Origin of the sequence: Pseudomonas sp. R38(2017) (genome assembly GCF_002112395.1) — a bacterium.
Taxonomy (GTDB): domain Bacteria; phylum Pseudomonadota; class Gammaproteobacteria; order Pseudomonadales; family Pseudomonadaceae; genus Aquipseudomonas.
The window spans coordinates 168148-193467 of record NZ_NEHN01000010.1; the positions used below are offsets into that span (position 1 = coordinate 168148).

Sequence of the window (25320 nt, forward strand, 5' to 3'; positions counted from 1 at the left end):
TTTATTAATTTATGCATCGCATTTAATGCAATCTCAGCAAGTCTAGCCTATTTCATACTATGAGCTTCAGATCGTTGCCAGAGCCCTCAATCTGACCGCATCAAGGATCTCGATCTCCCCGTAAGCCAACCCGATAATCCCCTGCCCCTGCAGATCCTTGAGGATTTGATTGGTGGTCTGCCGCGACAACGACAGCATCGACGCCAGTTGCTCCTGGGGCAGTTGCAGCACCCGGCGAGGCGGGTCGAGTTCGCCGTAGCCTTCGGCGATCATCAGCAAGCGATGGGCCAGACGCGCCGGGGCCGGCAGCAGGCTCAGCTGTTCGAGATTAATGAAGGTCAGGCGCAGTTTGTGGCTCATCAACAACGCCAGATGTCGCCAGTAAACGGGGTGTTCGTCGAGCAGTTTCAGCAGTGTGGCTTGCGGGATATTCAGTAACAGACACGGGCCGACCGCGTAAGCATCATGGGTGCGGGGCTGGCCGTCGAACAGGCAGATTTCGCCGAACCAGTGCGGCGCCTCCACCAGACTCAGCAACGCCTCCTTGCCTTGCTCGCTGACCGCGCCGATGCGCACTGCGCCGTCGAGCACCGCGTACAGCCCGCACGGCGCATCGCCGCGCTGGAACAGCCGCTGCCCCGCCGCCAGCCGCCGCTCCTTGGCCGCCGCCAGCAGACTATCCTGAAAAGACAAAGGCAGATGACTGAACCATTGCCCGGTCAGCAGGCGCTCGCGCCAGACCCTATCCATGCGTTCTCCTAAAGATTGTCGCCTGCCTGACAGAGCGAACCGTGAACCCGGGGCATGATTCGATCACCCTACAGGAGGAACAACAATGAAAAGCCTCGTCGATCATTTGAGTCAATACGCCGCTTACCACCGTGACCCGCGCAACATCGCCAGCCACTTTATCGGGATTCCGCTGATTGTGGTGGCGGTGGCCGTGCTGTTGTCGCGGCCGGAATGGTCGGTGGGCGGATTGTGGATTTCCCCGGCGGTAATTGCCGCCCTCGCTTCGGCGTGGTTTTACCTGCGTCTGGAACTGAAACTCGGTGTGTTGATGACAGTACTGATGGGGTTGTCGGTCTGGACCGGGCATGTATTGGCGCAGCAGAGCACCCTGGTCTGGCTGAGCGCAGGCCTGGCGATGTTTGTGATCGGCTGGGCGATCCAGTTTGTCGGGCACCACTATGAAGGGCGCAAACCGGCGTTTGTGGATGACTTGAGCGGGTTGATTGTCGGGCCGCTGTTTGTGGTGGCCGAACTGGCGTTCATGCTGGGGATGCGGCATGAGCTGAAAGAGCAGATCGAGGCGCGGGCGGGTGTGGTGCGGGTCAATCCGAACCGTGCGGCTGTCTGAACCACAGGCTGATTCGCTCGTTCCCACGCTCTGCGTGGGAACGAGCGATGGTTTTAGAGGCTGGCGACTTTCTGCCAGACCTTCGGCTTGAAGAACAACGTCTCCCCCTTCGCCAATCCGGTCAGGCTGTCGTGATCCTTCACCACTTCCGCCTCGATCAGATCCGTCTGGCCTTCTACCTTCAACGTTACCCGTGTGGTCGCACCCAACGGCCGGATATCGCGGACTTCAGCGGCGTGGTGATCCTCCAGCTCATGCCGCGACAGCGACACTTCGTGCGGGCGGAACAGCACGTGATTGTCATCGCCCAGATGCAGACGGTTCGAGTCGCCGAGGAAGTGATAGACGAAATCGCTGGCCGGGTTTTCGTAAACATCGCCCGGTGAGCCGATCTGTTCGATCACACCCTTGTTCATCACCACGATGCGGTCGGCCACTTCCATCGCCTCTTCCTGGTCGTGGGTCACGAACACCGACGTCAGGTTGATGTCTTCGTGCAGACGCGCCAGCCAGCGACGCAGCTCTTTACGCACCTTGGCGTCGAGGGCGCCGAACGGCTCGTCGAGCAACAGCACTTTCGGTTCTACCGCCAGGGCGCGAGCCAGAGCGATACGCTGACGCTGGCCGCCGGACAGTTGCTCCGGATAACGATCCGACAACCAGTCCAGTTGCACCATGTTCAGCAGCTCGTGAACCTTGGTCGCGATCTGGCTCTCGCTCGGGCGCTGGTTTTTCGGTTTCATGCGCAGGCCGAACGCGACGTTGTCGAACACAGTCATGTGGCGAAACAGGGCGTAGTGCTGGAACACGAAACCGACGTTGCGATCACGCACGTCATGGCCGGACACATCTTCGCCATGGAACACGATGTTGCCGTTATCCGGGGTTTCCAGACCGGCAATAATGCGCAGCAAGGTGGTCTTGCCGCAGCCGGACGGGCCGAGCAGCGCCACCAGTTCACCGCTGTGGATATCCAGGCTGATGTTGTCCAGCGCCTTGAACGCATTGAAATTCTTGCTGACGTTACGCACTTCGATTGACATGAACTATTCCTCCGCGGCGCTGGCGCGCAGGCGGTTGATACGGTTTTCGCTCCACTGCTTGAGCAGCAGGATGAAGAGCGCCAGGATCAGCAACAGGCTCGCCACAGCGAACGCGGCCACGTGGTTGTATTCGTTGTAGAGGATCTCGACGTGCAGCGGCAAGGTGTTGGTCACCCCGCGAATGTGCCCGGAAACCACCGACACCGCGCCGAACTCACCCATGGCCCGTGCGGTACACAGCACCACACCATAGATCAGGCCCCATTTGATGTTGGGGACGGTCACATGCCAGAACATCTGCCAGCCATTGGCACCGAGCAGGCGCGCGGCTTCTTCTTCCTGAGTGCCTTGTTCCTGCATCAGCGGGATCAGCTCACGGGCCACGAACGGCACTGTGACGAAGATCGTCGCCAGCACGATGCCCGGCAGGGCGAAGACGATCTGGATGTCGTGATCCTGCAGCCACGGCCCGAACAGGCCCTGGGCGCCGAACATCAACACGTAGACCAGACCGGCGATCACCGGCGAGACCGAGAACGGCAGGTCGATCAGCGTCACCAGCATACTCTTGCCACGGAACGAGTATTTGCTCACGCACCACGCGGCGCTGACACCGAACACCAGGTTCAGCGGCACCGAAATCAGCACGGCGATCACGGTGAGTTTCAGCGCCGACAAGGCATCCGGTTCAAAGATCGCGGTGAAGAATGCACCGAGGCCGTTTTTCAAACCCTGCGACACCACGATGAACAGCGGCAGCAGCAGGAACAGGAAGAAAATCAGCCAGCCGAGGCCGATCAGCACTCTGCGCGAAGTCGCGCTGCCACGGCGGGCGGCGTTGGCCGAGGAAGCGGCCGCAATAGACGATTGGGACATGGTTCGCGCCTCCTTATGGGGTTTCGATGCGCCGCTGCAGCAAGTTGATCAGCAGCAACAGGACGAAGGAAACCACCAGCATCAGCACGCCGATGGAAGTGGCGCCGGTGTAGTCGTATTGATCGAGCTTGACCATGATCAGCAGCGGCAGGATCTCGGTTTTCATCGGCATGTTGCCAGCGATGAAAATCACCGAACCGTACTCGCCGACGCCCCGGGCAAACGCCAGGGCAAAACCGGTCAGCCAGGCTGGCAACAGTGCCGGCAGCAAGATGTGGCGGAACACTTGTAGCGGCTTGGCACCGAGGCACGCCGCCGCTTCTTCGACTTCACGGGGAATGTCGGCCAACACCGGCTGCACCGTGCGCACCACGAACGGCAGGGTCACGAAGGTCAGCGCCAGAGTGATCCCGAGCGGGGTGTAGGCGATCTTGAAACCGAGGTCGGCGGCAAATTGCCCGACCAGCCCGGTCGGCGTGTACAGCGCAGTGAGCGCAATACCGGCCACCGCGGTCGGCAGGGCGAACGGCAGATCGATCATCGCATCGATCACCTTGCGCCCCGGGAACGTGTAGCGCACCAGCACCCAGGCCAGCAACGTGCCGATGATGCCGTTGATGATCGCGGCGCACAGCGCGGTGCCGAAGCTCAGCTTCAATGCGGCGAGAACACGGGGCGCGGAGATGATCGTCCAGAACTGATCCCAGGTGAGTTGGGCGGCGTGGACGAACATCGCCGCCAGCGGGATTAGCACAATCAGGCTGAGGTACACCAAGGTGTAGCCCAGCGTCAGCCCGAAGCCGGGTATGACGGGGGAGATACGACGCGACATAAAAGTCCTTGGTTTGAGAACGCACAAAGCCCCGACGGTTAAATCGGGGCTCGTTTATGACCTATTTCAGATTACTGCGCCTGATAGATCTGGTCGAACACGCCACCGTCGTTGAAGAATTTCGGCTGTGCGGTTTTCCAGCCGCCGAAGTCCTTGTCGATGGTCACCAGCTCCAGTTTCGGGAACTGCTGGGCGTACTTGGCGGCCACGTCCTTGTCACGCGGGCGGTAGAAGTTCTTCGCCGCGATTTCCTGGCCGGCCGGGCTGTACAGGTGCTTGAGGTAGGCTTCGGCGATCTGCTCGTTGCCCTTCTTCTCGGCGTTCTTGTCGACCACGGCCACCGGAGGTTCGGCGAGGATCGACAGCGAAGGCACGACGATGTCGAACTTGTCCTTGCCGCCGTCTTCTTTCAGCGCCAGGAAGGCTTCGTTTTCCCAGGCCAGCAACACGTCACCCTGACCGTTGTTGACGAAGGTGATGGTCGAGCCACGGGCGCCGGTGTCCAGGACCGGAACGTGCTTGAACAGGGTCTGTACGTATTCCTTGGCTTTCGCTTCGTTGCCGCCGTTGGCTTTCAGGCCGTAGGCCCATGCCGCGAGGAAGTTCCAGCGTGCACCGCCGGAGGTTTTCGGGTTCGGCGTGATCACCGAGACGTCGTTCTTGATCAGGTCGCCCCAGTCCTTGATGCCTTTCGGGTTGCCCTTGCGCACCAGGAACACGATGGTCGAGGTGTACGGGGTGCTGGCGTCCGGCAGACGCTTCTGCCAGTCGGCCGGCAGGGTCTTGCCGAGCTTGGCGATTTCGTCGATGTCGCCGGCCAGTGCCAGGGTCACGACGTCGGCGCGCAGACCGTCGATCACCGCACGGCCCTGCTTGCCCGAACCGCCGTGGGATTGCTGGATTTTCACGGTGTCGCCGGCATGCTCTGCCTGCCAGTACTTCACGAATTCGGCGTTGTAATCCTGATACAGCTCGCGCGTCGGGTCATACGAAACGTTGAGCAATTCGTAATCCTTGGCAACCGCGGAACCGGCAAACACAGCACTGGCCAGGGCGGCCAAAGCGTAACGGCGAATCGACGACATGGTGAAAGCTCCTGGAATTCTTGGTGGTGGCTTTTTCTTATGTATTGCTGGAATCGGGTTGCTCATTCAACGACCGCAGCCTGTGGCAGCTTCTGCCAACAGCTCCCCGCAGGAGCTGCCGCAGACTACGAATCAGGCCGGCTTGTTACCCGGTTGCTGCAGACGGAATTTCTCTTTGCGTTCGATCTGGACCACTTGGGCGTTGTGCACAGTGATTTCCACCGCGCCGAAACGCAGATCGCGCAAGGCGCTCTGGATTTCGCGCAAGATGGTGGTTTCGTCCTGACCGTCAACGCTACGCAGGGATGCGCTCATGGTGCTGCTCCTTTGTATGGGATATGCCTGGCAGTGGGCGGCACTGCGTTCGGCGTGGGAGCAATATAAGAGAGGCGCAGATATTCTTAAAAAGACTATTTAAGAATGTTTATATAACTGGAAAACATTATGTGATGCAGCAAGGGGTTGCGGCGGATTTGCCCGTTCACAAACCCGCTGCGCATATCCTTCAGCCGATTGCCGGCGCTCTGGCCCAGTCGATCTGAGCTTCAGGCACCGGCCGCCCGAACCAGTAGCCCTGCCCCAGATCGCACGCCTGCTCCAGCAGGAATGCCGCCTGCTCGGCCTGCTCGATGCCCTCGGCATGCACCTGCATGCCCATGCTGCGGGCCAAAGCGATGATCACCCTGACGATTGCCGCATCGTCCTCGTCCCACGGCAGTCCGGCGACGAAGCCCTGATCGATCTTGAGCTTCTGCACCGGCAGGCGCTTGAGCCGCAGCAGCGACGAATAACCGGTACCAAAGTCATCGATGGCCAGGCGAATGCCCAGCTCGCGCAGACGATGCATCTGTTCCAGCGCGACTTCCGGATCATCCATCACCGCGCTCTCGGTAACTTCCAGTTCCAGATAGGCCGGGTCCAGACCGGTATCGTGCAGCACCTGCGCCACCTGTTGATAAAGCTCGCGGCGGGCGAACAGCCGCGACGACACGTTAACCGCGACAAACGACAGCACTACCCCGGCCCGCTGCCATTGGCACATCTGTCGACAGGCCTGCTGCATGACCCAGGCGTCGATTTCCGAAATCATCCCGGTGCGCTCGGCAATCGGGATGAACTCCGCGGGTGACACAAGCCCCCGCTGCGGATGCTCCCAGCGCACCAGCGCCTCGACGCCGATCAGGCGACTGGTCTGCAGGTCGTGGACGGGCTGGTAATAGACCCGCAACTCCTGCTGCTCCAGCGCGCGGCGCAATTCGAAGGCAATCTCGACCCGTTGCTGGGCATGAGCCGTGAGTTCTTCGGTGTACAACGCATAGCCGTTGCGGCCGCTGCTTTTGGCCTTGAACAACGCCGCATCGGCGTTGCGCAACAGCTGTTCGGCGCTCAGCGCATCACTTGGAAACAGGCTGATGCCGAGGCTGGCGTTGATGAACAATTCGTGGCCGTCGAGGCAGAACGGCTCCTTGAGTGCATCGAGAATCCGTTGGGCCAGTGCAGCGGCCTGCGCCGGCTGTGGACAACTTTCCATCAACACCGCGAACTCGTCGCCACCCAGCCGCGCCAGGGTGATGCCCGATCCGAACAGCGCCTGCAAACGCACAGCAACCGCCTTGAGCAAACGGTCACCGATGTTGTGGCCGAGACTGTCGTTGATCAGTTTGAAGTGATCGAGGTCGATCATCAGCAGTGCGCAGCCGCGCTTGTGGGTCTGTGCCGAAGCCAGTGCCTGTTCGGCGCGATCACTGAACAGCAGGCGATTGGGCAGGTCGGTCAGCGGATCGTGGTGAGCCAGGTGCTTGAGTTCGTGTTCGGAATCCTTGATCGCGCTGATGTCGGAAAACACCGCGACGTAATGACTGAGCCGATCGTCCTCATCGCGAATCACCCGGATGGTTTGCCACTGTGGATAAATTTCACCGCTCTTGCGCCGGTTCCAGATCTCGCCGCTCCATTCATCCTGCGCCTGCAACGTGGCGAACATCGCCTGATAAAAACCCGGCGGATGATGACCGGACTTGAACAGGCTGGGCTGCTGGCCAATGACTTCATCGCGCTGATAACCGGTGATCTCCATGAACGCGCGATTGACGTGCACGATCAGCCCCTGTCGGTCCGTGACCAGCACACCTTCGCGGGTGCAATCGAACACCGCAGCCGCCTGACGCAGGCGTTCACGATCGGCCTGGCGCTCACGCAACCGTGCACCGATGCCCAGGCATTCGAACAGGCGCGCCCGGGCAAGAAAGATCAAACCGGCGCTGAACACCACAAAGGCATAGCCGTTGATCAGTTGCCAACGCAGCAACTGATCAGAGCTATCGAAGAAACTGTTCAATAAATAGCCAATGCCTTGCAGCCAGACAACGGCAAGAACCAGGTAAAGCAGCGCTGCACGCAAGGCATCGCGGTATGTGGCAGACATTCGGCCGTCCATGTCCCTACAAAAATGTCGGGATTATAGGTCAAGAAACATCCAGCCATCTCTTATCTGAAAGGGCGACTGGTTTTATCTGTGTGCTTGGTGATAATGCAACGGCTGTTTTTTCTCTATCGAGGGCCCTATAGCCTATGTGGTACGAAGGTTTTCTTGGCTTGTCGGCCTGGTCACTGGTCGCCGTCACCCTGCTGATGACCCATGTGACGATCGTTGCCGTCACGGTCTACTTGCACCGCTACTCGGCCCATCGCTCCCTGGAGCTGAATGCCGGCCTGAAGCATTTCTTCCGTTTCTGGCTGTGGCTGACCACCGCGCAGAACACCCGTGAGTGGACGGCCATCCACCGCAAGCACCACGCCAAATGCGAAACCGAGGATGACCCGCACAGTCCGGTCGTCAAAGGTCTGTCTACCGTCCTGCGCAAAGGTGCCGAGCTGTACCGCGAGGAAGCGCAGAACGCCGAGACCCTGCGCATCTACGGCAAAAACTGCCCGGAAGACTGGATCGAGCGCAACCTCTACAGCCGCTACCGGTTGCTGGGCATTGCAATCATGGCGGTCGTTGACCTGCTGCTGTTCGGCACCATCGGCATCACCATCTGGGCAATCCAGATGATGTGGATTCCGGTCTGGGCGGCCGGCGTGGTCAATGGTCTCGGCCATGCCATCGGCTACCGCAATTTCGAATGTCGCGATGCCGCGACCAATCTGGTGCCATGGGGCATCCTGATCGGCGGCGAAGAACTGCACAACAACCATCACACCTACCCCAACTCGGCCAAGCTGTCGGTCAAGAAGTGGGAATTCGACCTCGGCTGGGCCTGGATCCAGATCTTCAGCTTCCTGCGCCTGGCCAAGGTGCAGCGGGTCGCGCCGATCGCTCACCGCGTCGAAGGCAAGGGCAGCCTGGACATGGACACCGCCATGGCGATCCTCAACAACCGTTTCCAGATCATGGCCCAGTACCGCAAGCTGGTGATCGGACCGCTGGTCAAGCAGGAGCTGGACAAGGTCGATCATTCGGTACGCCACCAGTTCCACCGCGCCAAGCGTCTGCTATCCCGTGAAACCAGCCTGCTGGAGGATCGCCACCACGCGCGCATCCAGAACATGCTCGAGCACAGTCAGGCGCTGAAGGTAATCTACGAGAAACGCCTGGCCCTGCAGCAGATCTGGGTCAAGACCAGCGCAAATGGCCACGACATGCTCGCGGCCATCAAGGAATGGGTTCACGAGGCCGAGGCCAGTGGCATCCAGTCCCTGCGCGAATTCGCCAACCAATTGAAGACCTACTCGCTACGCCCTGCCGCCGTCTGATGCCGTTGATCGGTGCGCCCGGTTCCCGGGCGCACCCTTCGGAACTTCACCTCCGATCCCCTATCTCAAAGACACTTCGCCACCCCCGGCGGGTTGTCCCGTGGCCGTTGTCGACTGATCGGCACGCCCTTTGAGATCCGTGTCGATGGTCAACAACAATCAAAAAGACTCATCCCTTCCCCAGTGGCCAGAAGCCGCGCAAACCCTGATGGCATTGATGCACGCCCAGGGCGAAGTCGCGCGCCTGAGCGAACGCGAACAGTTGTTCAGCTCGCTGCTGGTCAGTGTCAACGCCGTGCTTTGGGCCTTCAACTGGGAAACCCGTCAGGTGCTGTACGTCAGCCCCGCCTATGAACGAATTTTTGGCCGCTCGGCAGCCCTGCTGCTCGCCGACTACAACCAGTGGCGCGACAGCATCTACCCCGACGACCTCGAGTACGCCGAACGCAGCCTTGCCGAAGTGCTGCAAAAGGGCGCCGTGGAAGACCGCGAATACCGGATCATCGACGCCGACGGCCAGGTGCGCTGGATCAGCGACAAATGCTTCATCAACCGCCAGGAAGAACCGGGACAACCGGTGATCATCGTCGGCATCGCTGAAGACATCACCGAAAAGAAGCAGATGGAAACCGAGTTGCAACGCCTGGCCACCACCGACGTGCTGACCCAGAGCAGCAACCGTCGACACTTCTTCGAATGCGCCAATCGCGAGTTTGAAGAAGCCCGCCTGCAGGGTGCGCCACTGGCGTTTCTGCTGCTGGACATCGATGACTTCAAGGTGATCAACGACACCTACGGTCACCCGGAAGGCGACAACGTGCTGCAACGAATCGCCGAATGCGGGCGTGCCTCGCTGCGCCGGGGCGACCTGTTCGGACGGATTGGCGGTGAAGAGTTTGCTGCGGTTTTTCCGGGCTGTGCGCCGGACATGGCGATGCAGGTGGCCGAGCGGCTGCAACAGGAAATCCAGCGATTGAGCTTCAGCCACGGCGAACAAGTGTTCGGCATCACCGTCAGCCAGGGCCTGACCAGCCTCACCCCGAAAGACGAAAGCCTGGACAGTCTGTTCGCCCGGGCCGATGCAGCGATGTACGAGGCCAAGCGTCAGGGCAAGAACCGGATCATCTCGGCCTGAACACCGCGCTGATGCGGGACGAGCGCTATTTGCGCATCCGCATCAGCTCCGGCAACCCGATCTTGAGCAAGCGCGCCGTGCGACTCTTCGCCAGCTCCTCAACACCCTCGTGCTCGGTCAGCCGTGCCATCTGCGCCGCCATGTTCATCACCAGCGCTTCGCGGGAGTACACCCCGCCACCGAGTTGGTAGACCGAGGCAATCAGCTCGCGCAGCTCCAGTGGCAGGCGCCAGCGGGTGCGCAATGCCGAACCGTAGGCGGCACCGAACTCCGCCAGCGCATCACCGACTTCTTCCAGTTCATCCAGCTCGCCGCCGGCCTGCTTCCACTCCTGCAAACAACGCAGCAGTGCCAGATCGCCGAGACGATGAAGCATCCCGGCGCAATAGCAGCGCTCCTGATCCAGATCGAGCAGACGCGCCAGAGTACGCGCGTATTCAGCGGTGTGCAGCGACAGGCCCCAATAGCGCTCCGCGTAGTCCGCCAGGCACGGATCGCTGAGTCTGGCGCTGCGCTTGAGCGCCAGGCCAAGAATCAGGTTCATGCTTTGCCCGGTGCCCAGGCGATGCAGCGCCTGGGCCAGTGTCTGCACAGCCGCGCCGTGGTGCTGAGCGGCGCTGTTGGCCGCTGCGATCAACACCGCAGTGATCTGTGGGTCGGTGCGGATTTCCTCTTCCAGCAGCTTCAGATCCAGCCCATTGGGGTGGAGGCTGCGTTTGACCGCCACTTGCACGTCGGTCATCAATGGCGCGCCGTCGGCCTGCTCGCGACGACGCTCGAGGAACACCGACAGGGTCATGCCCGGCGCCAGTGCAGGCACTTCGCAGAACACTTCCTCGCCGGCATTGAGCAGCAGCCCCTGCAAACGCTCCGTCAGGCTTTCCATGTTCAGGGGTTTGGCCAGATAGGCCGTCGGCGCCAATGGCAGGGCTTCGCGCACGCTGGCGCTGTCGTTGCGGCTGCTCATCAGAATGAACGGCAGCGGCGGATTGCGTTTACGCTGGCGGACACTGCGCAACACGCTCAAGCCATCGACACCGGGCAGCTCCCAGTCAACGATGGCCAGGTCATAGGGCACTTCGCCGAGCAGAGACATCGCCTCCTGACCATCGGCGCACAGATCCAGCCGCGCATCGCAGCGTACGTTGAGCAAAACTTGTTTGAGCAGGTCACGAGACCATGGGTCGGCCTCGGCAATCAGGACCCGGGGTACAGCGGGTAATTCGACGGCAGTCATGCTCGCCCTCCCTTGCAATGCTTGAACCTTAGCCAATGCTGGCGTTTCGGTACAACCTGAAAACCGCGCAAGTGTTTCCCGGGCATGAAAAAACCCGCCGAAGCGGGTTTTTTGTCGATCCGATCACACAGTGCCCGGGCTTACAGCTCCGAGAAGCACTCTTCGATGATCGCCAGACCTTTGTCCAGTTGCTCGTCAGGCGAGGTCAGCGGAACCAGTACGCGCAGAACGTTGCCGTAGGTGCCGCAGGACAGCAGGATCAGGCCCTTGTCGCGTGCCTTGGCCACCACCGCTGCTACGGCAGTAGGGTTTGGCTTGTGGCTGTCGCCGTTTTCGAACAGCTCGACCGCGATCATGGCGCCCAGGGCACGGACTTCGCCGATCACCGGGTACTTGGCCTGGATGGCCTTCAGGCCGGTGACCAGACGCTCGCCGACAGCCTTGCTGCGATCCAGCAGTTTTTCTTCTTCGAACACTTCCATCACGGCCAGGGCCGCGGCGCAAGCGATCGGGCTACCGGCGTAGGTGCCGCCCAGGCCGCCTGGAGCGATGGCGTCCATGTATTCGGCCTTGCCGCAGACACCGGCCAGCGGGAAGCCGCCAGCGATGGATTTGGCGAAGGTGGTCAGGTCGGCGGCAACGCCCATCTGTTCCATGGCGAAGAAAGTGCCGGTACGGCCAGCGCCGGTCTGCACTTCGTCAGCAATCAGCAGGATGCCGTGCTGGTCGCACAGGGCGCGCAGACGCTTCATGAATTCTTTCGGCGCGACGTAGAAACCACCTTCACCCTGCACAGGCTCGATGATGATCGCAGCGATGTCTTTCGGCTCGGCGTCGTTCTTGAAGATGCGTTCAATGGAAGCGATCGAGTCGTCGATGCTCACGCCGTGCAGCTCGTTCGGGTACAGCGCGCGGAAGATGCCACCTGGCATCAGGCCCATGCCGGCCGAGTAAGGCACGACTTTACCGGTCAGACCCAAGGTCATCATGGTGCGACCATGGTAAGCGCCGGTGAAAGCGATCACGCCAGCGCGGCCGGTGGCGGCACGAGCGATTTTCACGGCGTTTTCAACGGCTTCGGACCCGGTGGTCACCAGCAGGGTTTTCTTGGCGAAGTCGCCCGGTACGCGAGCATTGATTTTTTCGCACAGCTCAACGTACGGCTCGTAGGCCAGTACCTGGAAGCAGGTGTGAGTCAGCTTGTTCAGCTGTTCGGTCACGGCGGCGATGATTTTCGGGTGCACGTGGCCGGTGTTCAGCACGGCGATACCGCCGGCGAAGTCGATGAATTCACGACCTTCAACGTCGGTCACGGTCGCGTTCTTCGCGGACTCGGCGAAGATCGGGTGAATCTGGCCAACACCACGTGGAACAGCGGCGGTACGGCGGGCCATCAAGTCAGCGTTAGTCTTGCTCATTACAGTCCTCATTCACCGCTCATCGGGCGGCGTGGTTCAAGGATTAAGCGGGAGGAATCGGCGGTGGCAGCATGCGATGATCGACTGCCACGGCGTTCCCGGCCGCAGAGAAAATTCCGGTTTGAAACGACGCAAAGGGACAGCGCTCTCGTGCCCTTTGCGTTTACAGCGATCTACTACCGAGGCTTAGATGCCCAGGCAGAGGTATTTGATTTCCAGGTAATCTTCGATGCCGTACTTGGAGCCTTCACGGCCCAGGCCCGAAGCCTTGATGCCGCCGAATGGCGCGACTTCGTTGGAGATCAGCCCGGTGTTGACGCCGACCATGCCGTACTCCAGGGCTTCAGCCACACGGAACACACGGCCCAGGTCGCGAGCGTAGAAGTAGGAAGCCAGACCGAACTCGGTGTCGTTCGACATCGCGATCACTTCGGCTTCGTCTTTGAAGCGGAACAGCGGCGCTAGCGGACCGAAGGTTTCTTCCTTGGCCACCGCAGCGTTTTTCGGCACGTTGGTCAGGATGGTCGGCTCGAAGAAGTTGCCTTCCATCTGCTTGCCACCGGCCAGCACGGTTGCGCCTTTGGCAACGGCGTCAGCAATGTGCTCTTGCACCTTGGCCACAGCTTTCTCGTCGATCAGCGGGCCAGTGGTGGTGCCATCTTCCAGACCGTTGCCGATCTTCAGTTTGGCAACGGCGACTTTCAGCTTCTCGGCGAAGGCGTCGTAGACCGAATCCTGAATGTAAAGACGGTTGGCGCAGACGCAGGTCTGGCCGTTGTTGCGGTACTTGGAAATGATCGCGCCTTCGACGGCCTTATCCAGGTCCGCGTCGTCAAACACGATGAACGGTGCGTTGCCGCCCAGTTCCAGCGAGACTTTCTTGATGTCCTTGGCGCATTCCGACATCAGCTGACGACCGATTTCGGTCGAGCCGGTGAAGGACAGTTTGCGCACGATCGGGTTGCTGGTCAGCTCGCTGCCGATGTCGCCGGCGCTGCCGGACACCACGCTGAACACACCTTTAGGGATGCCGGCGCGCTGGGCCAGTTCGGCCAGGGCGAAAGCGGAAAACGGGGTTTGCGATGCAGGCTTGAGCACCATGGTGCAACCGGCGGCCAGGGCCGGGCCTGCTTTACGGGTGATCATCGCCGCCGGGAAGTTCCACGGGGTGATGGCGGCGGTCACGCCGATCGGCTGCTTGATCACGATCAGGCGCTTGTCCGGCTGGTGGCCCGGAATCACGTCGCCGTAGATACGCTTGGCTTCTTCGGCGAACCACTCGATGAACGAAGCGGCGTAGACGATTTCGCCCTTGGCTTCGGCCAGTGGCTTGCCCTGCTCCAGGGTCATCAGGCGAGCCAGGTCTTCCTGGTTCTCGATGATCAGCTCGAACCAGCGACGCAGTTTGCCTGCACGCTCCTTGGCGGTCAGTGCACGCCAGGCCGGCAGCGCTTTGTCAGCGGCTTCAATCGCGCGGCGGGTTTCGGCAGCGCCCATCTTCGGCACGGTGCCGAGGATTTCGCCGGTGGCCGGGTTGTTGACCTTGATCGTCTGACCGTTGTCCGCGTCGACCCAAGCGCCATCGATGAAGGCTTGCTGGCGGAACAACTGGGTGTCTTTAAGCTGCATGTCGGCTTTCCTTAACAGCACCGCGGCCAGCGCGGAGCAAAATTATGATTGTAGAAAGGCGCCTCGCAAGGCTGCCGTCAGGGAAATCATTCACCGGGCTGAAGCACCTGAAGAGTGCACGGTTGCAAACACGTGCGGCTCGGCACCCGATCAAAGAGCGTTTGAAATCTCAAACGGATCGTAGGATCAAAGGGGGTAAAGGACAATAGGTCGTTCGAAAAAAAGAACAAAAACACCGCTTTTGCCGGACTTTTCAGATCAACGAACAACAAGCCTGCGTCGCAACGAAACCTTAGTTCAGTCCCGCCAAAGCGCCAAGCGAGCCTTTTGCAGGACGTTACAGCTTTATGGAATGCAGCGCTTTCGACCGACACGCGCACTGACAATCAGCACCAAAACCCGGCATGGACGCCCCGAGCCGACCTAGGTATGATGGCGCCCGCTGCACCAGTAGCTCAGCTGGATAGAGTACTGCCCTCCGAAGGCAGGGGTCGTGGGTTCGAATCCCGCCTGGTGCGCCATGAACAGAAACGAAAAAGCCTCAGGCCGTAAGGTCTGGGGCTTTTTTGTGGGTGCTGACTGGCGACTCACTCCGTCGTCCAGTCAAACTCATCGTATTCATCATTGTCTTCGTCGTCCTCGATCAACTCATCATCAAGAACGTCTTCCTCCAGATCTTCTTCCGCCTGCTTCGCCAGAAGAAATTCCTTACGACTCTCGGTCACTGCTCGCCGCAGTTCCTCACCCTTCACCGGGCAGTTGAGCATTTGGGCGATGCGGTCGATTTTTTGGGCCACGGCATCCTCCAGCGCATCGGCAATGGCCTGATAGTGCGCGTTTTTGCGGGGCAATGCCAAATGGCTGAGAGATCACCCGGTCAGTTCTGACGGATTTGTTCAAGGCGCAGGTCCAGATTCACGCTCGGGTAACGCTTGTGCAGATTGTTGTACAGCGTATCCGCCGCTTGTGATTGACCGGATTCGCGCAGGCGCAGGACCTCGCGTAGTTGCTCGTCGAGGCCATTGGCCGGGGCGGCAGCGCGCTTGCCGACTTTGGCTTCGTCAGCCCTGTCGGCGCTGATCGACTCGCTTTGCATCGGCGCAGCCATTTCCGTCATCGGAGCGGGCGCGGGTGCGGACAGCGCGCCAGCAGGGCCTGACAACGTCCGGGATTCAATGGCCTCCTTGCGGGCCAGTGGCGCAGCAGGTTTGGCGGCAGGAGCGAAATCGTAATGAGCCACGGGTTCCGGGGCGCGTTGCACCAGCGCCAGCATCAGCGCGATGCCGACCAGACTGGCGAAAGCTACCTGGTAGCGAGGTCTCTGACAGGCCTTGAGCCAGCGCTGCCACAGGCTCGGCTTCAGTGCCGGGATCTGGCGATGCGCGGCGTTGAGAATCAGCGCGTCGAGATTCGCCGGCGGTTCGCCGTGCTGTTGCTCGCGATAATGCTTGAGCAGTTGCTCTTCGGGTGTCTGGCGGGTGTCCGTCATGTCAATACCTCCTCGGCCAGCAGCCGACGCAGTTTGTGCTGGGCGTAGCGCAAGCGGCTCTTGACGGTTTCCAGCGGTGTTTCGGTGAGGCTGGCGATTTGCGCCAGCTCGAGGTCACCGTGGGCGCGCAGCAGGAACACTTCGCGCTGGTCGGCAGGCAGGGTTTGCAGCGCGCTGTCCAGGCGCAGGCTGTCGCGGCTGAGGCTCAGCAGTTGTTCGGGGTCGCTCGCATCGTCACTGACCGCATGGGTCTGTTCGTCGTAGCTGTCATGCAACGGCTGATGGGCGCCGTGTTTGCGCCAGTGATCGATCAGACGGTTGCGGGCAATCTGGAACAACCAGGTACGAAAAGTCGCCCGACCTTGTGGCTGACTGGCGCTGCGGATCAGGCTCAACCACGTTTCCTGATACACCTCTTCGGCCAATTCCGGCTTGCCGCTCAAACCGAGCAGGAAACGGTACAGGCTCTGGCGGTGACGGGCGTACAAGATCTCGAACGCCTTGCCGTCGCCCTCGCGATAACGGGCCAGCAGCGATTCGTCGCTGCTGGCCTCAAGGCTGTCTGCGCTGGCAAACAGCTGGCTGATAAACCCCTTCAGGCGGCTCACTATTCAACCCGTCGCTCGTTTGGCAGCGCATTGGAGGCGGTCGAAGTCCGCAAGCTCTGCGCCAGTTCCACCAGTTGCACGAACTCGTTGCGCAGGCCGAAGCGGTCATCGCCACGGGCACCTCGGGCCAACGCTTCGGTGTCTTTGAGGCTGAAGTCACCGGTGTAGCGGCCGTCCTTGAGTTGCTGGGAAAACGCAGCGACGGCGGCGGCGAATCTCAGGTCTTCGCTGGCCGGCACAACCTGGCTGGCAATCGGCCGCTCGATCAGCAGACTTTTCCCACCTTCAGGCTTTTGATATCGCACACGCAGCATCGCCAATTCTCCGCTCTTCCCGGAAACAGCCGGCTCCGACTTACCGTAGCGCAGCGGTTCCAGCCAGCCCTTCTCGCCTGTCGGGACAATTTCATACAGCGCGGTCACCGTATGCCCTGCACCGATTTCGCCGGCATCGACCTTGTCATTGCTGAAATCCTCACGCTTGAGCGCGCGATTTTCGTAGCCGAGCAGCCGGTATTCGCTGACCTGCGCCGGGTTGAATTCCACCTGCAATTTGACGTTTTTCGCCACCACGGCGAGGGTCGAACCCAACTGATCCACCAACACCTTGCGCGCCTCGCGCAGGTTGTCGATGTAGGCGTAGTTGCCGTCACCGGCATCCGCCAGTTGTTCCATCAGGTGTTCATTGTAGTTATCCACACCGAAACCCAAGGTGGTCAGGGAAATCCCGGTCTTGCGTTTATCCACAGCCATTTGCTTGAGGCTGTCGAAGTCGCTGACGCCGACGTTGAAGTCACCGTCGGTGGCCAACAGGATGCGGTTGATGCCTTTGGGAATGAAGGCTTGTTGCGCCATTTGGTAGGCCAGCTCGATGCCGGAGGCACCAGCGGTCGAGCCTCCCGCAGTCAACTGCTCGATGGCTGTGCGAATTTTCGCTTTTTCTCGTCCGGAGGTTGGCTCCAGTACGACTCTGGATTCGCCGGCATACACCACCAGCGAAACGCGATCCTGCTCGCGCAGTTGATCGACCAGCAGCTTCAGGGTGCTTTTGACCAGCGGCAGCCCTTCGCGACGGTCCATCGAGCCGGACACATCCACCAGAAACACCAGGTTGGCCGGGGCCAGCTCCGCCACAGCGCGGTCGGACGCCTTGATACCAATGCGCAGCAGACGGGTGTGCGGGTTCCAGGGCGACGCGGCCAGTTCGGTGGTCACGCCGAACGGCGATCCGTCAGTGGGCAACGCGTAGTCATAGGGAAAATAATTGACCATCTCCTCCAGCCGAACCGCGCCTTCCGGCGGCAGGCGTCCCTGATTCAACAGACGGCGGACATTGGCGTAGGCGCCAGTATCCACATCGGCACTGAAGGTCGAAACGGGCGTTTCGGCAACGCTGTGGATCGGATTATCCGCCAGGGTTTCGTATTGCTCACGCGGCTCAGCGCGATAGTCCTGTGGATAACTTTCCCCGGCCGGGATCGGTGCAAAACTGGCCATCGGCGCCACCAGCGCGCTGCGCTTGGCCAAGGAGTGATCGGCCATGACCACTTCTTGCTGCACCACGGGTTTCGAGGGGAGCTGCGCCGGTGGCAGTACGGCAGCGGATTCCGGACTGGAGGAAATGCCGCAACCGGCGACGGCCAACAGCATGCCGGCAGCAAGGGGTCGCAGAAGCGTCGATGGAAGAGTCATGGGGGCTGACCTCGAGGAAGAATTGATCCATTCAACCTCTGAGACGGACAGCCCTTTCAGTCCGGGTTAAACGCCGCCGAAATTTTTTCAGCGGTGATAACGCCGCACTGCACTGCTGTTGCGCAGCACATGGCCTTTGATTTTTTCCAGCAGTTGGGCGCGAGTCAGACCGGCCGGCAAGGCGTCGGGGGCCAGGTCCAGGGCATAGATCTGAATGATGTAGTGGTGCGCACTGTCGCCGGTCGGCGGGCACGGGCCGACATAGGTGGTCGTGCCTTTGCTGTTGGTGCCACCCAGGCCTTCGAAGGTCGGCTTGGTGCCAATCCCGGCCGGGATCTGCCGGGTCGTGGCCTTGATGCCGTAGTGAACCCAGTGATCGACGCCGAGGCCTTTCTGGCCGTCCGGATCGTGCATCACGATGGCGTAGCTCTGGGTCGCGGCCGGGCCAGCGTTCCAGCTCAACGCCGGCGACTGGTTCTTGCCGCCGCAACCGGCGGCGTCACTGGCTGCCGCCGCGGTGAACAGACGGTTGTCCGAAACACCGGGAATGCTGAGGGTGAAGCGCTCCTGGGCCTGCGCGGGAAACTGCACGCAAAGGGCGACGGCAACGGCCGCCAGCCAAGGGTTGAGAGAGGTCAATCGGGTCATTCCGGGAGCACCTTGTGCAGTTGGGCCGTCTTCGGCCTGCAGACTATAGCTGTACCGTTCGTGCCGTGGCAGTGGCAAATGACGCCCATTGGTATCGCCGCGCTTACAGACGGTTCACCGGCTCACGATTATCGTCGTCTTCGGCATGCAGAAAAATCACCCGCGGATGCTCCAGCGGCGCCAGCGGCGGCGGCAATTCCGCCTGCTCCACCGGCCACAGGTGCGGCACCACATGGCTGACATCCCCGTCCTGATTGTTGTGGATAGTGATGACACCCGGACTGCGAAGTTTCTGCAGGCGGTCATCGCACAGCTTGAAGCTTTTGCTCAGGCCATCATCGTCGACCACCGGAGCCGCCAGGCGACGCTGAGCAAAACTTCGGCTCTTGCGCTGTTGATAACGAGCCCAGGAAATCAGGATGACGGCATTGACCAGCGCCACCCACAGGTAGATCTGCAACGTTCCCAGCGCTTCGAATGCCGAGTTGTCGATGCGCGGCCCGCCGGCATGGGTTTCGATCAGCGGCCACAGCCCGCGCACCAACAGATACAGCAGGCCAACCCAGGCCAGCACCGTGAGGATCACATCGACCACCACCAGGAATGGTCGCTGGCGGGTCCGGATGATTTTCATTTGATGACCTCCTCTTCGTCGTCCCCGACGGGTTTGATACCCCGGTCCGGGCTGACCCAACGCGCACGCTTCTGATGCTGGCCGAACAGCACCTTGGGAAAACTGACCAGCGTGGTCAGCAGGCTGATGAACCAGAACACCAACGGATACCAGACCACCCAGAACATGGTCTTGCCCAGACCTGGCTCGTAGCGCCGGTCGATGATGATGCTGACCGCGAACTGCACCAGGCAGACAAAGGCCAGCAGCAGCCCGGTAAACGCCGGCGGCATCAGGTGATGCACGGCGATCGCTTCAGGCATGACCATGAACTTGCCCATCACCCAGAAAATCACCGACAACAGGAAAGTGAACGCCCACCCGGTCGACAGGCAGTATTCGAACAGCAGCGGCCACAGGTAACGGTGACGGTACTGCCAGATGCCGCGAATGTTCTTGAACAGCACTTCGGCACCGCCCTGGGCCCAGCGCAGGCGCTGTTTCCACAGCCCGCCCAGGGTTTCCGGCATCAGGATCCAGCACAGCGCGCGGGGCTCGTAGAAGATGCTCCAGTGGTCCAGTTGCAGTTTCCAGCTGATGTCGATGTCTTCGGTGATCATGTCCGGGCTCCAATAGCCGACCCGGTTTAATGCCGTGCGGCGGAACGCGACGATCACACCCGACACAGTGAAGATCCGCCCGAACACCCGCTGGGTGCGCTTGATCAGCCCGATGATCGACGAGAACTCGCCGACCTGGACCCGCCCGACCAATGTCGAACGCGTGCGGATTCGTGGGTTGCCGGTTACTGCACCCAACCGTGCGTTGTCGAGCATCGGTGCCACAAGGTAAGCAGCGGTGTTCGGCGCCAGCAGCGCGTCACCGTCGATGCACACCAGATATTCGCTGCGCGCAGCGATGGCGCCCATGCGCAGGGCCACGGCCTTGCCCTGGTTTTCCGCCAGGTGCAGTACCCGCAGCCGTGGGTCTTCCTTGGCCAGCGCATCCAGCACTTCGGCGGTGTTGTCCTTGGAACCGTCGTTGATCGCGATGACTTCGATGTTCGGGTAATGCTGGGCCAGCGCCGCGTGAATGGTGTCGGCGGCGTTGTCGCCCTCGTTGTAGCAAGGGATCAGGATCGAAATCAGCGGTTCGCCTTCCAGCGGCGGCGGCAGCGTGTCGTCCTTCCACGGCCAGTGCCGCTCCCAGTGCAGCCAGAAATACAGGCCACCGGAAATCCACAACCCGGACATGAACAGCGGGTAGAAAAACACGAAGTCCATCAGGAATTGCCCGGTGACCAGGAAGATCAGCCCCAGCGGGACGCCGAGGACGATCGCCAGAACAAGCAGGGCCAGCAGTCTATCCAGCATGTCATGGGTTCCATTTGTTGGAGAGCGCAGGCCGCACGGTTTTCAGGTCCGGCAGGTTCTCGAGGAAGTTGTCCGGGTAGTAGCCGAAACTCGTCGCGCCCTGACGCTTGAGGCGGCCCATCCAGTCGGCCAGTTGTGCACCGTCGATATCGGCCTGGTCTTTTTTCGTCCAGTCCCGGGCCTGCAATTCGAACACCGTGCGATCGAGCGCACCGGGACGCTGTTTGATCTTCGCCACCAGTTCTTCGAGCCACGGACCGGATTGCGCATGGGTCTGTTTTTCCATGAGCGGCATGGCCATCGGCGCCGTCCAGTCGTAGCTCACGAGGAAGTCGTCAAGGTTCTGTGCGAACCATGCTTCGCTCTCGGGGTTTAGAATCGGTTCGGCGAAGATGTTGCGTGCAGTGAGCACTTGCGGGCCACGAATCGCGCGGACCTTGGCGGTCAGTTCGTTGGTGAAGTCGATCAGATAACGGCTCTTGAACCGGGTCCAGCGCTGCATGGCCGCCGGATCATCACGCAGGGCGGCAATCGAGCCCGGCAGACCATGAGCAACATAGGCCTTCAACGCTTCGGGACTGGCGTCTTCGAAATCCGACAGCACGGCGTCGTCGTGGTAGAGAATGCCGTCGACCGAGGTCAGGCGCGCCACGTCTTCGTAGATTTCACCGATGATCCGTCGCACTTCGGGGTCGAAGGGCGACAGTCGCTTGTACTGATCCGGGTCGACCGACGTGGTGCCGGTCTTCGGATCCCAGCGCGTGACCCGTGGCAGTTTCGAGTCCAGCGCAAAGCTCAGCACCGGCATCCAGGCGAACACTTTCACGTGAGCCCGGGTACGCAGTTGCCAGGCGACACGGTCAAAAATATCGGCACGCACCGGCAAGTGGCGGTTGGGGAAGTACATCGAATGCACCAAGCCATCGCCCTTCGGGTCGGCGAAAGCTTGCAGGAATACGGTGTTGGCGCCCATGTCGGCCATGCGCTGGATCAGCTTGCCGAGGTTGACTTCCTGTTGCGCCGGGTCCGGGTCATAAACATTGTCCAGGTCTACGTGCACCACACGCATGGGAGAGTCGGACTGCACCGCTACGATGCTGTTGGCAAAGTGCTCGCCATCCGGGTCAGACGCAACCAGGAACCGAGGGCTGCTCATCAGGTTGTCGAGGGCATCGAGACCGTCATCGAGGGTCAGGGCCATTTCGTAGCCCTGTTCGCCGACCACGGTCAGCGAAGTACCGTCCGCCGTGCCGTAGGGCCAGACCCAGACCCGTGGTTTCTTGCCAGTGGCCTTACGGATCTTTTCCGAGATGGTGGCCACGTCGGTGCGGATACGTGCCTGGAAATCCGCTTCGGACTCATAGCGTTTGGTCACAGGATCATAACGCCGGGTCGCGGCCGCCGGCTGCAGGTTGCCTTGCGGGTTGGCGAGGATGCCTTTGTGGCTGGCGTCGGTGTGGGCAGCGATTTCCACCAGGCCGGATTGCGAGATTTCCCGTATCTGATCCCAGGTCAAAAAGTCGGAGCGCTGACGCGGGGTACCGGCGAAATCCACCGGCTGATTCAGCGGTGTGTCGATCCAGACGCCGACCGGCGCCAGCAGTGCATGCCAGTTATAGGCGCGCAGCACTGGCAGCACGCGGGTATAGAAGCTGGCATAACCATCGTCGAAGCTGAGCAGGATCGCCTTGGGCGGCAGTTCCGGCCCGCCCTTGCGCGCGGCCATGATCTGATCGACCGTCACCGGCTTGTAGTTGTTTTCCCGCAGCCACGCCAGTTGCTCGATCATGCGCTCGGTACGCACCGCCACCACGGCCTGATCGGGATCACGATCCTCGACGTCGTGATAGGCGATACCCAGCACGTGGTTTTTCGGCCATGGTTTTTCATTGGCCGCCACCGGGCGCTCGGACGGCGGCGCGAAGGCCGGAGCTTGCTGGGCGCAAGCGCTGACCAGCAGCACTCCCAGCAGAAGGATGAAACGCGAAATAAAAGGCATCTTCAAACTCTTCTAGAAGCGGAAAGTGAGGTCGACGAGCAGACGCAGATCAGTTTCCCGGTCACCGTCGTAGGGCCGGTTGATCACACTGAACAAACCGCCCACCTCGAACACGTCGTTCCAGGCATAGCGCTGGCCGTAGCCCAGCAACGCCATGCCGCCGGTGCCGTGGTCACGCTGGCTGTACGTACCCGCACCAGCCTGGAACTGCTGGCTCCAGGAGGTTTCGTAGCGGTGGTAGAGCACGTGGTTGACGTTGACCGTCGGCATCACGCTGAAGTCCGCCTTCGGGTTGTAGTAAGGCACGTCTTCGGAATTGGAGTTGTGGCTGGTGGCGACTTCCAGGCCGGCGTCGACCTGCACATGAGTGGTGCTGTAGACGCTCTCGCGCCCGGTCAGCAAGGTTTCGACGCGGTTGTTGCCGTCGCTGAAGTGCGACGGGCTGACCGACAGTTTCCACTCTCGGCTTTCGTTGGCGCGCCAGCGAATGAACCCGCTGCCGCCGTTGGCCTTGATGTCGCTGTTCAACGCGCGCAACGGGGTGTCGGCCGACAGGTATTCAAGGCTGCCGCCGTACTGCCAGTTGTCATTGATGTCCCGGGCAATCGCCAGACGGGCGCCCTGCTTGTCGCCATAACCGTAGGAATGGTTGGAGACTTCCGCTTCAAGGGTCATGTCACGGGTGCGTCGCTCCAGACCGACACGCTGGAAGCGGTGGTTGCCGGTGCCCTCGGCAAAATCACCTGTGGCGTAACCGATTCCGGCAAACACTCGCCAGTCTTCATCGATCGGCGGGCTGTACAACGTGCTCTGGATGCCGAAGTCCCGGCTGCCGCTGACCGCGCCGGCATTGCCACCGCTGCCGCCATTGGCCTTGCCGCCGTAGGCTTCGACGCGCAGCTCGGACATGTCATGCACTTCACGCTCGCGGGCCGCTCGCTGCACCTGGCGGTTGTCCGGATAACGCTCGACGACGTCGTCTGTCAGCGCGTCCATCTGTCGCCATTCCTGAAGCGTCATGGCGGTGCGGGCCTGAGCGACTTCCAGGCCCATGTCACGCGGCACCATGCTCTCGACTTCCTTGAGCTGACTCTCGGCGCGACGCGGCCATTGGCGCGCCAGGTACAGATCAGCCTGAGACAGGCGCAAGCCAACGTTGCCCGGCGCCTGATCGACCAGCGTCTGCAAGCGGTCCTCGCCATGAGGCAGGTCCGCGCCGTAGGTGCCGGCGGCCTGGGCTGACAGCAATTGCGCGTCCATCCAGTCGTCGCTGGGATTGCCGATCGGCAGCCCCTTGAGTTCGACGCGCGGTTTCTCGTTTTTGGCCAGGTCTTCGGCGACCTTGCGTGCCTCTTCCGCCCGGTCGCTTTCCAGCAACGAGTAATACAGCGCGGTGGTGTCTTCGAGGCGATCACCGGCATCGGCATCCGGTGCCGAGAGCACCTGGCGATACAGGTCGGTGGAGACTTCCGGTTGCCGCTGGTCCAGATAGGACGCGGCCACCCAGCGCAGGGCGTAGGTCGGAATCTTCACGCCTTCGGCTTGCAGCTTCTGGTATTCGGTAATGACGTCGGCGGTGCGCGCCCGGGCCTTGAGAGCGCCCATGCGGTCGATGCGCCAGCGGGTCACGTCATCGTGGGCGCTGGCGTCAGGAGTCCAGGTGGCGAGCAGCTTGTCGTAGTCGGCCAACGCGCGGTCGGCGATCACATAACGTTCTTTTTCGCTGCGGGTGGCGAATTCGGCGAGGCGCACGCGTTCGGCAGCCAGGTCGCCTTCGAGGCGACGCAAGGTCACTGGATCGATCAGCCCCGGACGCTGGTTGGCCAGGCGCAGTGCTGGCTCGGGCAGACGGGCCTTTTGCAGGGCCACCACATATTCGCGGGCGACTTCCGGTTTGTTGCCGGCACGAGTGAAGGCCTGATCGTATTCGAACAGTGCGTCGTATTGTTTGCCGGCGCGGGTCAGGGCGTAGCCCAGTGCTAGACGGCGGGATGGATCGTCAGGCTTGGCGGCAACCAATGCCTTGGCGCGGGTCACGGCCTCATCGGGTTTGCCGGAATCAGCCTGAGTGAGCGCCAGCCCCAGTTGCAGGTCGGCATTGTTCGGCTCCAGCGCCAGGGCCTTGTTGTAGACCTCGGTGGCCTGATCCCAACGTTTGAGATTGCGATAGGCCCTGGCGGTGGCGGTCAGGGCCTGAACAGGCAGGACACGGTTGCGGCCCTCGGTTTCATAAACCTTGACCACTTCGGCATCGAGCCCGGCCCAACTGGCGATTTGCAGGTGATCGCTGACCTGTCCCGCCGTGGCCTGGGCCGGCGGCACCTGACGCAAAGCGGTCAGCGCGGGCGTGTAATGCCCTGCCCGGGCATCGAGCACCATTTGATCGTAGGCCGTATCGGCCAACGCTAGCACCGGCCAGAGCAACTGGCTGCACAGCGCGACTCGAAACAAAGGGCGTAAACCACGATGTAATACGGGAACATCAGTACGCGGCATTCGTCAGCATCCTTACATGGCCAGCCGGGTAG

The 25320-nt window shown here is 61.2% G+C and carries 22 protein-coding genes and 1 tRNA gene; 4 read left to right on the forward strand and 19 right to left on the reverse strand.

All coding sequences use genetic code 11. The features are described 5' to 3' along the window. Positions 1-66: 66 nt before the first annotated feature. Complete coding sequence (locus CAF87_RS24050; RefSeq protein ID WP_085733382.1) at positions 67-750, reverse strand: Crp/Fnr family transcriptional regulator; 684 nt, start codon at positions 748-750, stop codon at positions 67-69. Between the two features lie 85 nt (positions 751-835). Between CAF87_RS24050 and CAF87_RS24055 the strand changes: the two genes are divergently transcribed. Further along, positions 836-1360, forward strand: a complete 525-nt coding sequence (locus CAF87_RS24055) for a DUF962 domain-containing protein (protein WP_085733383.1) — start codon at positions 836-838, stop codon at positions 1358-1360. A gap of 53 nt (positions 1361-1413) precedes the next feature. Here the strand turns inward: CAF87_RS24055 and CAF87_RS24060 are convergent, their stop codons facing one another. From CAF87_RS24060 to dibA, 6 genes are all read right to left on the reverse strand, one after another. After that, a complete protein-coding gene (locus CAF87_RS24060; protein WP_085733384.1) occupies positions 1414-2403 on the reverse strand; it encodes a sulfate/molybdate ABC transporter ATP-binding protein in 990 nt (329 codons plus the stop codon). Positions 2404-2406: 3 nt separating this feature from the next. Next, positions 2407-3279 (reverse strand): sulfate ABC transporter permease subunit CysW, encoded by an 873-nt coding sequence (gene cysW, locus CAF87_RS24065; protein ID WP_085733385.1) that lies wholly within the window; start codon positions 3277-3279, stop codon positions 2407-2409. A 13-nt stretch (positions 3280-3292) separates the two neighbouring features. Then, positions 3293-4111, reverse strand: coding sequence for a sulfate ABC transporter permease subunit CysT (cysT, locus tag CAF87_RS24070; RefSeq protein ID WP_007952818.1), 819 nt, complete (start codon positions 4109-4111; stop codon positions 3293-3295). Positions 4112-4182: 71 nt separating this feature from the next. Continuing rightward, positions 4183-5196, reverse strand: a complete 1014-nt coding sequence (locus CAF87_RS24075; protein ID WP_065257482.1) for a sulfate ABC transporter substrate-binding protein — start codon at positions 5194-5196, stop codon at positions 4183-4185. A gap of 132 nt (positions 5197-5328) precedes the next feature. Further along, entirely contained in the window at positions 5329-5511 is a 183-nt protein-coding gene (gene oscA / locus CAF87_RS24080) for a sulfur starvation response protein OscA (RefSeq protein WP_085733386.1), read from the reverse strand. A 190-nt stretch (positions 5512-5701) separates the two neighbouring features. Next, on the reverse strand, positions 5702-7621 hold the full coding sequence (gene dibA, locus CAF87_RS24085) for a phosphodiesterase DibA (protein WP_085733387.1): 1920 nt from the start codon (positions 7619-7621) through the stop codon (positions 5702-5704). 146 nt (positions 7622-7767) lie between these two features. On the opposite strand from dibA, the gene desA reads away from it, so the two are divergent. Next, a complete protein-coding gene (gene desA / locus CAF87_RS24090; protein WP_085733388.1) occupies positions 7768-8952 on the forward strand; it encodes a delta-9 fatty acid desaturase DesA in 1185 nt (394 codons plus the stop codon). A gap of 145 nt (positions 8953-9097) precedes the next feature. Next, on the forward strand, positions 9098-10087 hold the full coding sequence (locus CAF87_RS24095) for a sensor domain-containing diguanylate cyclase (protein WP_085733389.1): 990 nt from the start codon (positions 9098-9100) through the stop codon (positions 10085-10087). A 25-nt stretch (positions 10088-10112) separates the two neighbouring features. Here CAF87_RS24095 and CAF87_RS24100 read toward each other — a convergent pair whose 3' ends face one another. The 3 genes from CAF87_RS24100 to gabD all read right to left on the reverse strand — a co-directional run bounded on the left by CAF87_RS24100 (position 10113) and on the right by gabD (position 14371). Next, positions 10113-11324: a response regulator gene (locus CAF87_RS24100; RefSeq protein ID WP_085733390.1), complete on the reverse strand. Its 1212-nt coding sequence runs from the start codon at positions 11322-11324 to the stop codon at positions 10113-10115. Positions 11325-11464: 140 nt separating this feature from the next. Then, complete coding sequence (gene gabT, locus CAF87_RS24105) at positions 11465-12742, reverse strand: 4-aminobutyrate--2-oxoglutarate transaminase (RefSeq protein ID WP_085733391.1); 1278 nt, start codon at positions 12740-12742, stop codon at positions 11465-11467. Between the two features lie 186 nt (positions 12743-12928). After that, positions 12929-14371, reverse strand: coding sequence for an NADP-dependent succinate-semialdehyde dehydrogenase (gene gabD / locus CAF87_RS24110; RefSeq protein WP_085733392.1), 1443 nt, complete (start codon positions 14369-14371; stop codon positions 12929-12931). A gap of 444 nt (positions 14372-14815) precedes the next feature. Here gabD and CAF87_RS24115 point away from each other — a divergent pair. Beyond that, positions 14816-14892 (forward strand) — tRNA-Arg (locus tag CAF87_RS24115). Positions 14893-14958: 66 nt separating this feature from the next. Here CAF87_RS24115 and CAF87_RS24120 read toward each other — a convergent pair. The 9 genes from CAF87_RS24120 to pgaA form a co-directional block, all read right to left on the reverse strand. After that, positions 14959-15228, reverse strand: a complete 270-nt coding sequence (locus CAF87_RS24120; protein WP_256576049.1) for a hypothetical protein — start codon at positions 15226-15228, stop codon at positions 14959-14961. A gap of 20 nt (positions 15229-15248) precedes the next feature. Further along, positions 15249-15860 (reverse strand): hypothetical protein, encoded by a 612-nt coding sequence (locus CAF87_RS24125; protein ID WP_085733393.1) that lies wholly within the window; start codon positions 15858-15860, stop codon positions 15249-15251. Then, positions 15857-16438 carry an RNA polymerase sigma factor gene (locus tag CAF87_RS24130; RefSeq protein ID WP_256576051.1) on the reverse strand — a complete coding sequence of 194 codons (582 nt, stop codon included), beginning with the start codon at positions 16436-16438 and terminating at the stop codon, positions 15857-15859. Before CAF87_RS24130 ends, CAF87_RS24125 begins: the two co-directional genes overlap by 4 nt. A gap of 29 nt (positions 16439-16467) precedes the next feature. Beyond that, positions 16468-18159 carry a VWA domain-containing protein gene (locus tag CAF87_RS24135; protein WP_085733395.1) on the reverse strand — a complete coding sequence of 564 codons (1692 nt, stop codon included), beginning with the start codon at positions 18157-18159 and terminating at the stop codon, positions 16468-16470. 87 nt (positions 18160-18246) lie between these two features. Then, positions 18247-18807, reverse strand: a complete 561-nt coding sequence (locus CAF87_RS24140) for a YbhB/YbcL family Raf kinase inhibitor-like protein (RefSeq protein ID WP_085733396.1) — start codon at positions 18805-18807, stop codon at positions 18247-18249. Between the two features lie 103 nt (positions 18808-18910). Further along, a complete protein-coding gene (gene pgaD, locus CAF87_RS24145) occupies positions 18911-19441 on the reverse strand; it encodes a poly-beta-1,6-N-acetyl-D-glucosamine biosynthesis protein PgaD (RefSeq protein ID WP_085733397.1) in 531 nt (176 codons plus the stop codon). Beyond that, positions 19438-20793 (reverse strand): poly-beta-1,6-N-acetyl-D-glucosamine synthase, encoded by a 1356-nt coding sequence (pgaC, locus tag CAF87_RS24150; RefSeq protein WP_085733398.1) that lies wholly within the window; start codon positions 20791-20793, stop codon positions 19438-19440. The genes pgaD and pgaC overlap by 4 nt, the downstream gene beginning before the upstream one ends. A 1-nt stretch (position 20794) precedes the next feature. Continuing rightward, the gene (gene pgaB / locus CAF87_RS24155; RefSeq protein ID WP_085733399.1) at positions 20795-22792 is read right to left on the reverse strand and encodes a poly-beta-1,6-N-acetyl-D-glucosamine N-deacetylase PgaB; all 1998 of its coding nucleotides are present in this window, start codon (positions 22790-22792) and stop codon (positions 20795-20797) included. A gap of 12 nt (positions 22793-22804) precedes the next feature. Further along, complete coding sequence (pgaA, locus tag CAF87_RS24160; RefSeq protein WP_085733400.1) at positions 22805-25288, reverse strand: poly-beta-1,6 N-acetyl-D-glucosamine export porin PgaA; 2484 nt, start codon at positions 25286-25288, stop codon at positions 22805-22807. Between the last annotated feature and the right edge of the window lie 32 nt (positions 25289-25320).

Excerpts from the sequence above, each read along its gene's own strand:
- CAF87_RS24050 (WP_085733382.1), bottom strand. The coding sequence starts at position 750 with ATGGATAGGGTCTGGCGCGAGCGCCTGCTGACCGGGCAATGGTTCAGT.
- CAF87_RS24055 (WP_085733383.1), top strand. The coding sequence starts at position 836 with ATGAAAAGCCTCGTCGATCATTTGAGTCAATACGCCGCTTACCACCGT.
- CAF87_RS24060 (WP_085733384.1), bottom strand. The coding sequence starts at position 2,403 with ATGTCAATCGAAGTGCGTAACGTCAGCAAGAATTTCAATGCGTTCAAG.
- cysW (WP_085733385.1), bottom strand. The coding sequence starts at position 3,279 with ATGTCCCAATCGTCTATTGCGGCCGCTTCCTCGGCCAACGCCGCCCGC.
- cysT (WP_007952818.1), bottom strand. The coding sequence starts at position 4,111 with ATGTCGCGTCGTATCTCCCCCGTCATACCCGGCTTCGGGCTGACGCTG.
- CAF87_RS24075 (WP_065257482.1), bottom strand. The coding sequence starts at position 5,196 with ATGTCGTCGATTCGCCGTTACGCTTTGGCCGCCCTGGCCAGTGCTGTG.
- oscA (WP_085733386.1), bottom strand. The coding sequence starts at position 5,511 with ATGAGCGCATCCCTGCGTAGCGTTGACGGTCAGGACGAAACCACCATC.
- dibA (WP_085733387.1), bottom strand. The coding sequence starts at position 7,621 with ATGTCTGCCACATACCGCGATGCCTTGCGTGCAGCGCTGCTTTACCTG.
- desA (WP_085733388.1), top strand. The coding sequence starts at position 7,768 with ATGTGGTACGAAGGTTTTCTTGGCTTGTCGGCCTGGTCACTGGTCGCC.
- CAF87_RS24095 (WP_085733389.1), top strand. The coding sequence starts at position 9,098 with ATGGTCAACAACAATCAAAAAGACTCATCCCTTCCCCAGTGGCCAGAA.
- CAF87_RS24100 (WP_085733390.1), bottom strand. The coding sequence starts at position 11,324 with ATGACTGCCGTCGAATTACCCGCTGTACCCCGGGTCCTGATTGCCGAG.
- gabT (WP_085733391.1), bottom strand. The coding sequence starts at position 12,742 with ATGAGCAAGACTAACGCTGACTTGATGGCCCGCCGTACCGCCGCTGTT.
- gabD (WP_085733392.1), bottom strand. The coding sequence starts at position 14,371 with ATGCAGCTTAAAGACACCCAGTTGTTCCGCCAGCAAGCCTTCATCGAT.
- CAF87_RS24125 (WP_085733393.1), bottom strand. The coding sequence starts at position 15,860 with ATGACGGACACCCGCCAGACACCCGAAGAGCAACTGCTCAAGCATTAT.
- CAF87_RS24135 (WP_085733395.1), bottom strand. The coding sequence starts at position 18,159 with ATGACTCTTCCATCGACGCTTCTGCGACCCCTTGCTGCCGGCATGCTG.
- CAF87_RS24140 (WP_085733396.1), bottom strand. The coding sequence starts at position 18,807 with ATGACCCGATTGACCTCTCTCAACCCTTGGCTGGCGGCCGTTGCCGTC.
- pgaD (WP_085733397.1), bottom strand. The coding sequence starts at position 19,441 with ATGAAAATCATCCGGACCCGCCAGCGACCATTCCTGGTGGTGGTCGAT.
- pgaC (WP_085733398.1), bottom strand. The coding sequence starts at position 20,793 with ATGCTGGATAGACTGCTGGCCCTGCTTGTTCTGGCGATCGTCCTCGGC.
- pgaB (WP_085733399.1), bottom strand. The coding sequence starts at position 22,792 with ATGCCTTTTATTTCGCGTTTCATCCTTCTGCTGGGAGTGCTGCTGGTC.
- pgaA (WP_085733400.1), bottom strand. The coding sequence starts at position 25,288 with ATGCCGCGTACTGATGTTCCCGTATTACATCGTGGTTTACGCCCTTTG.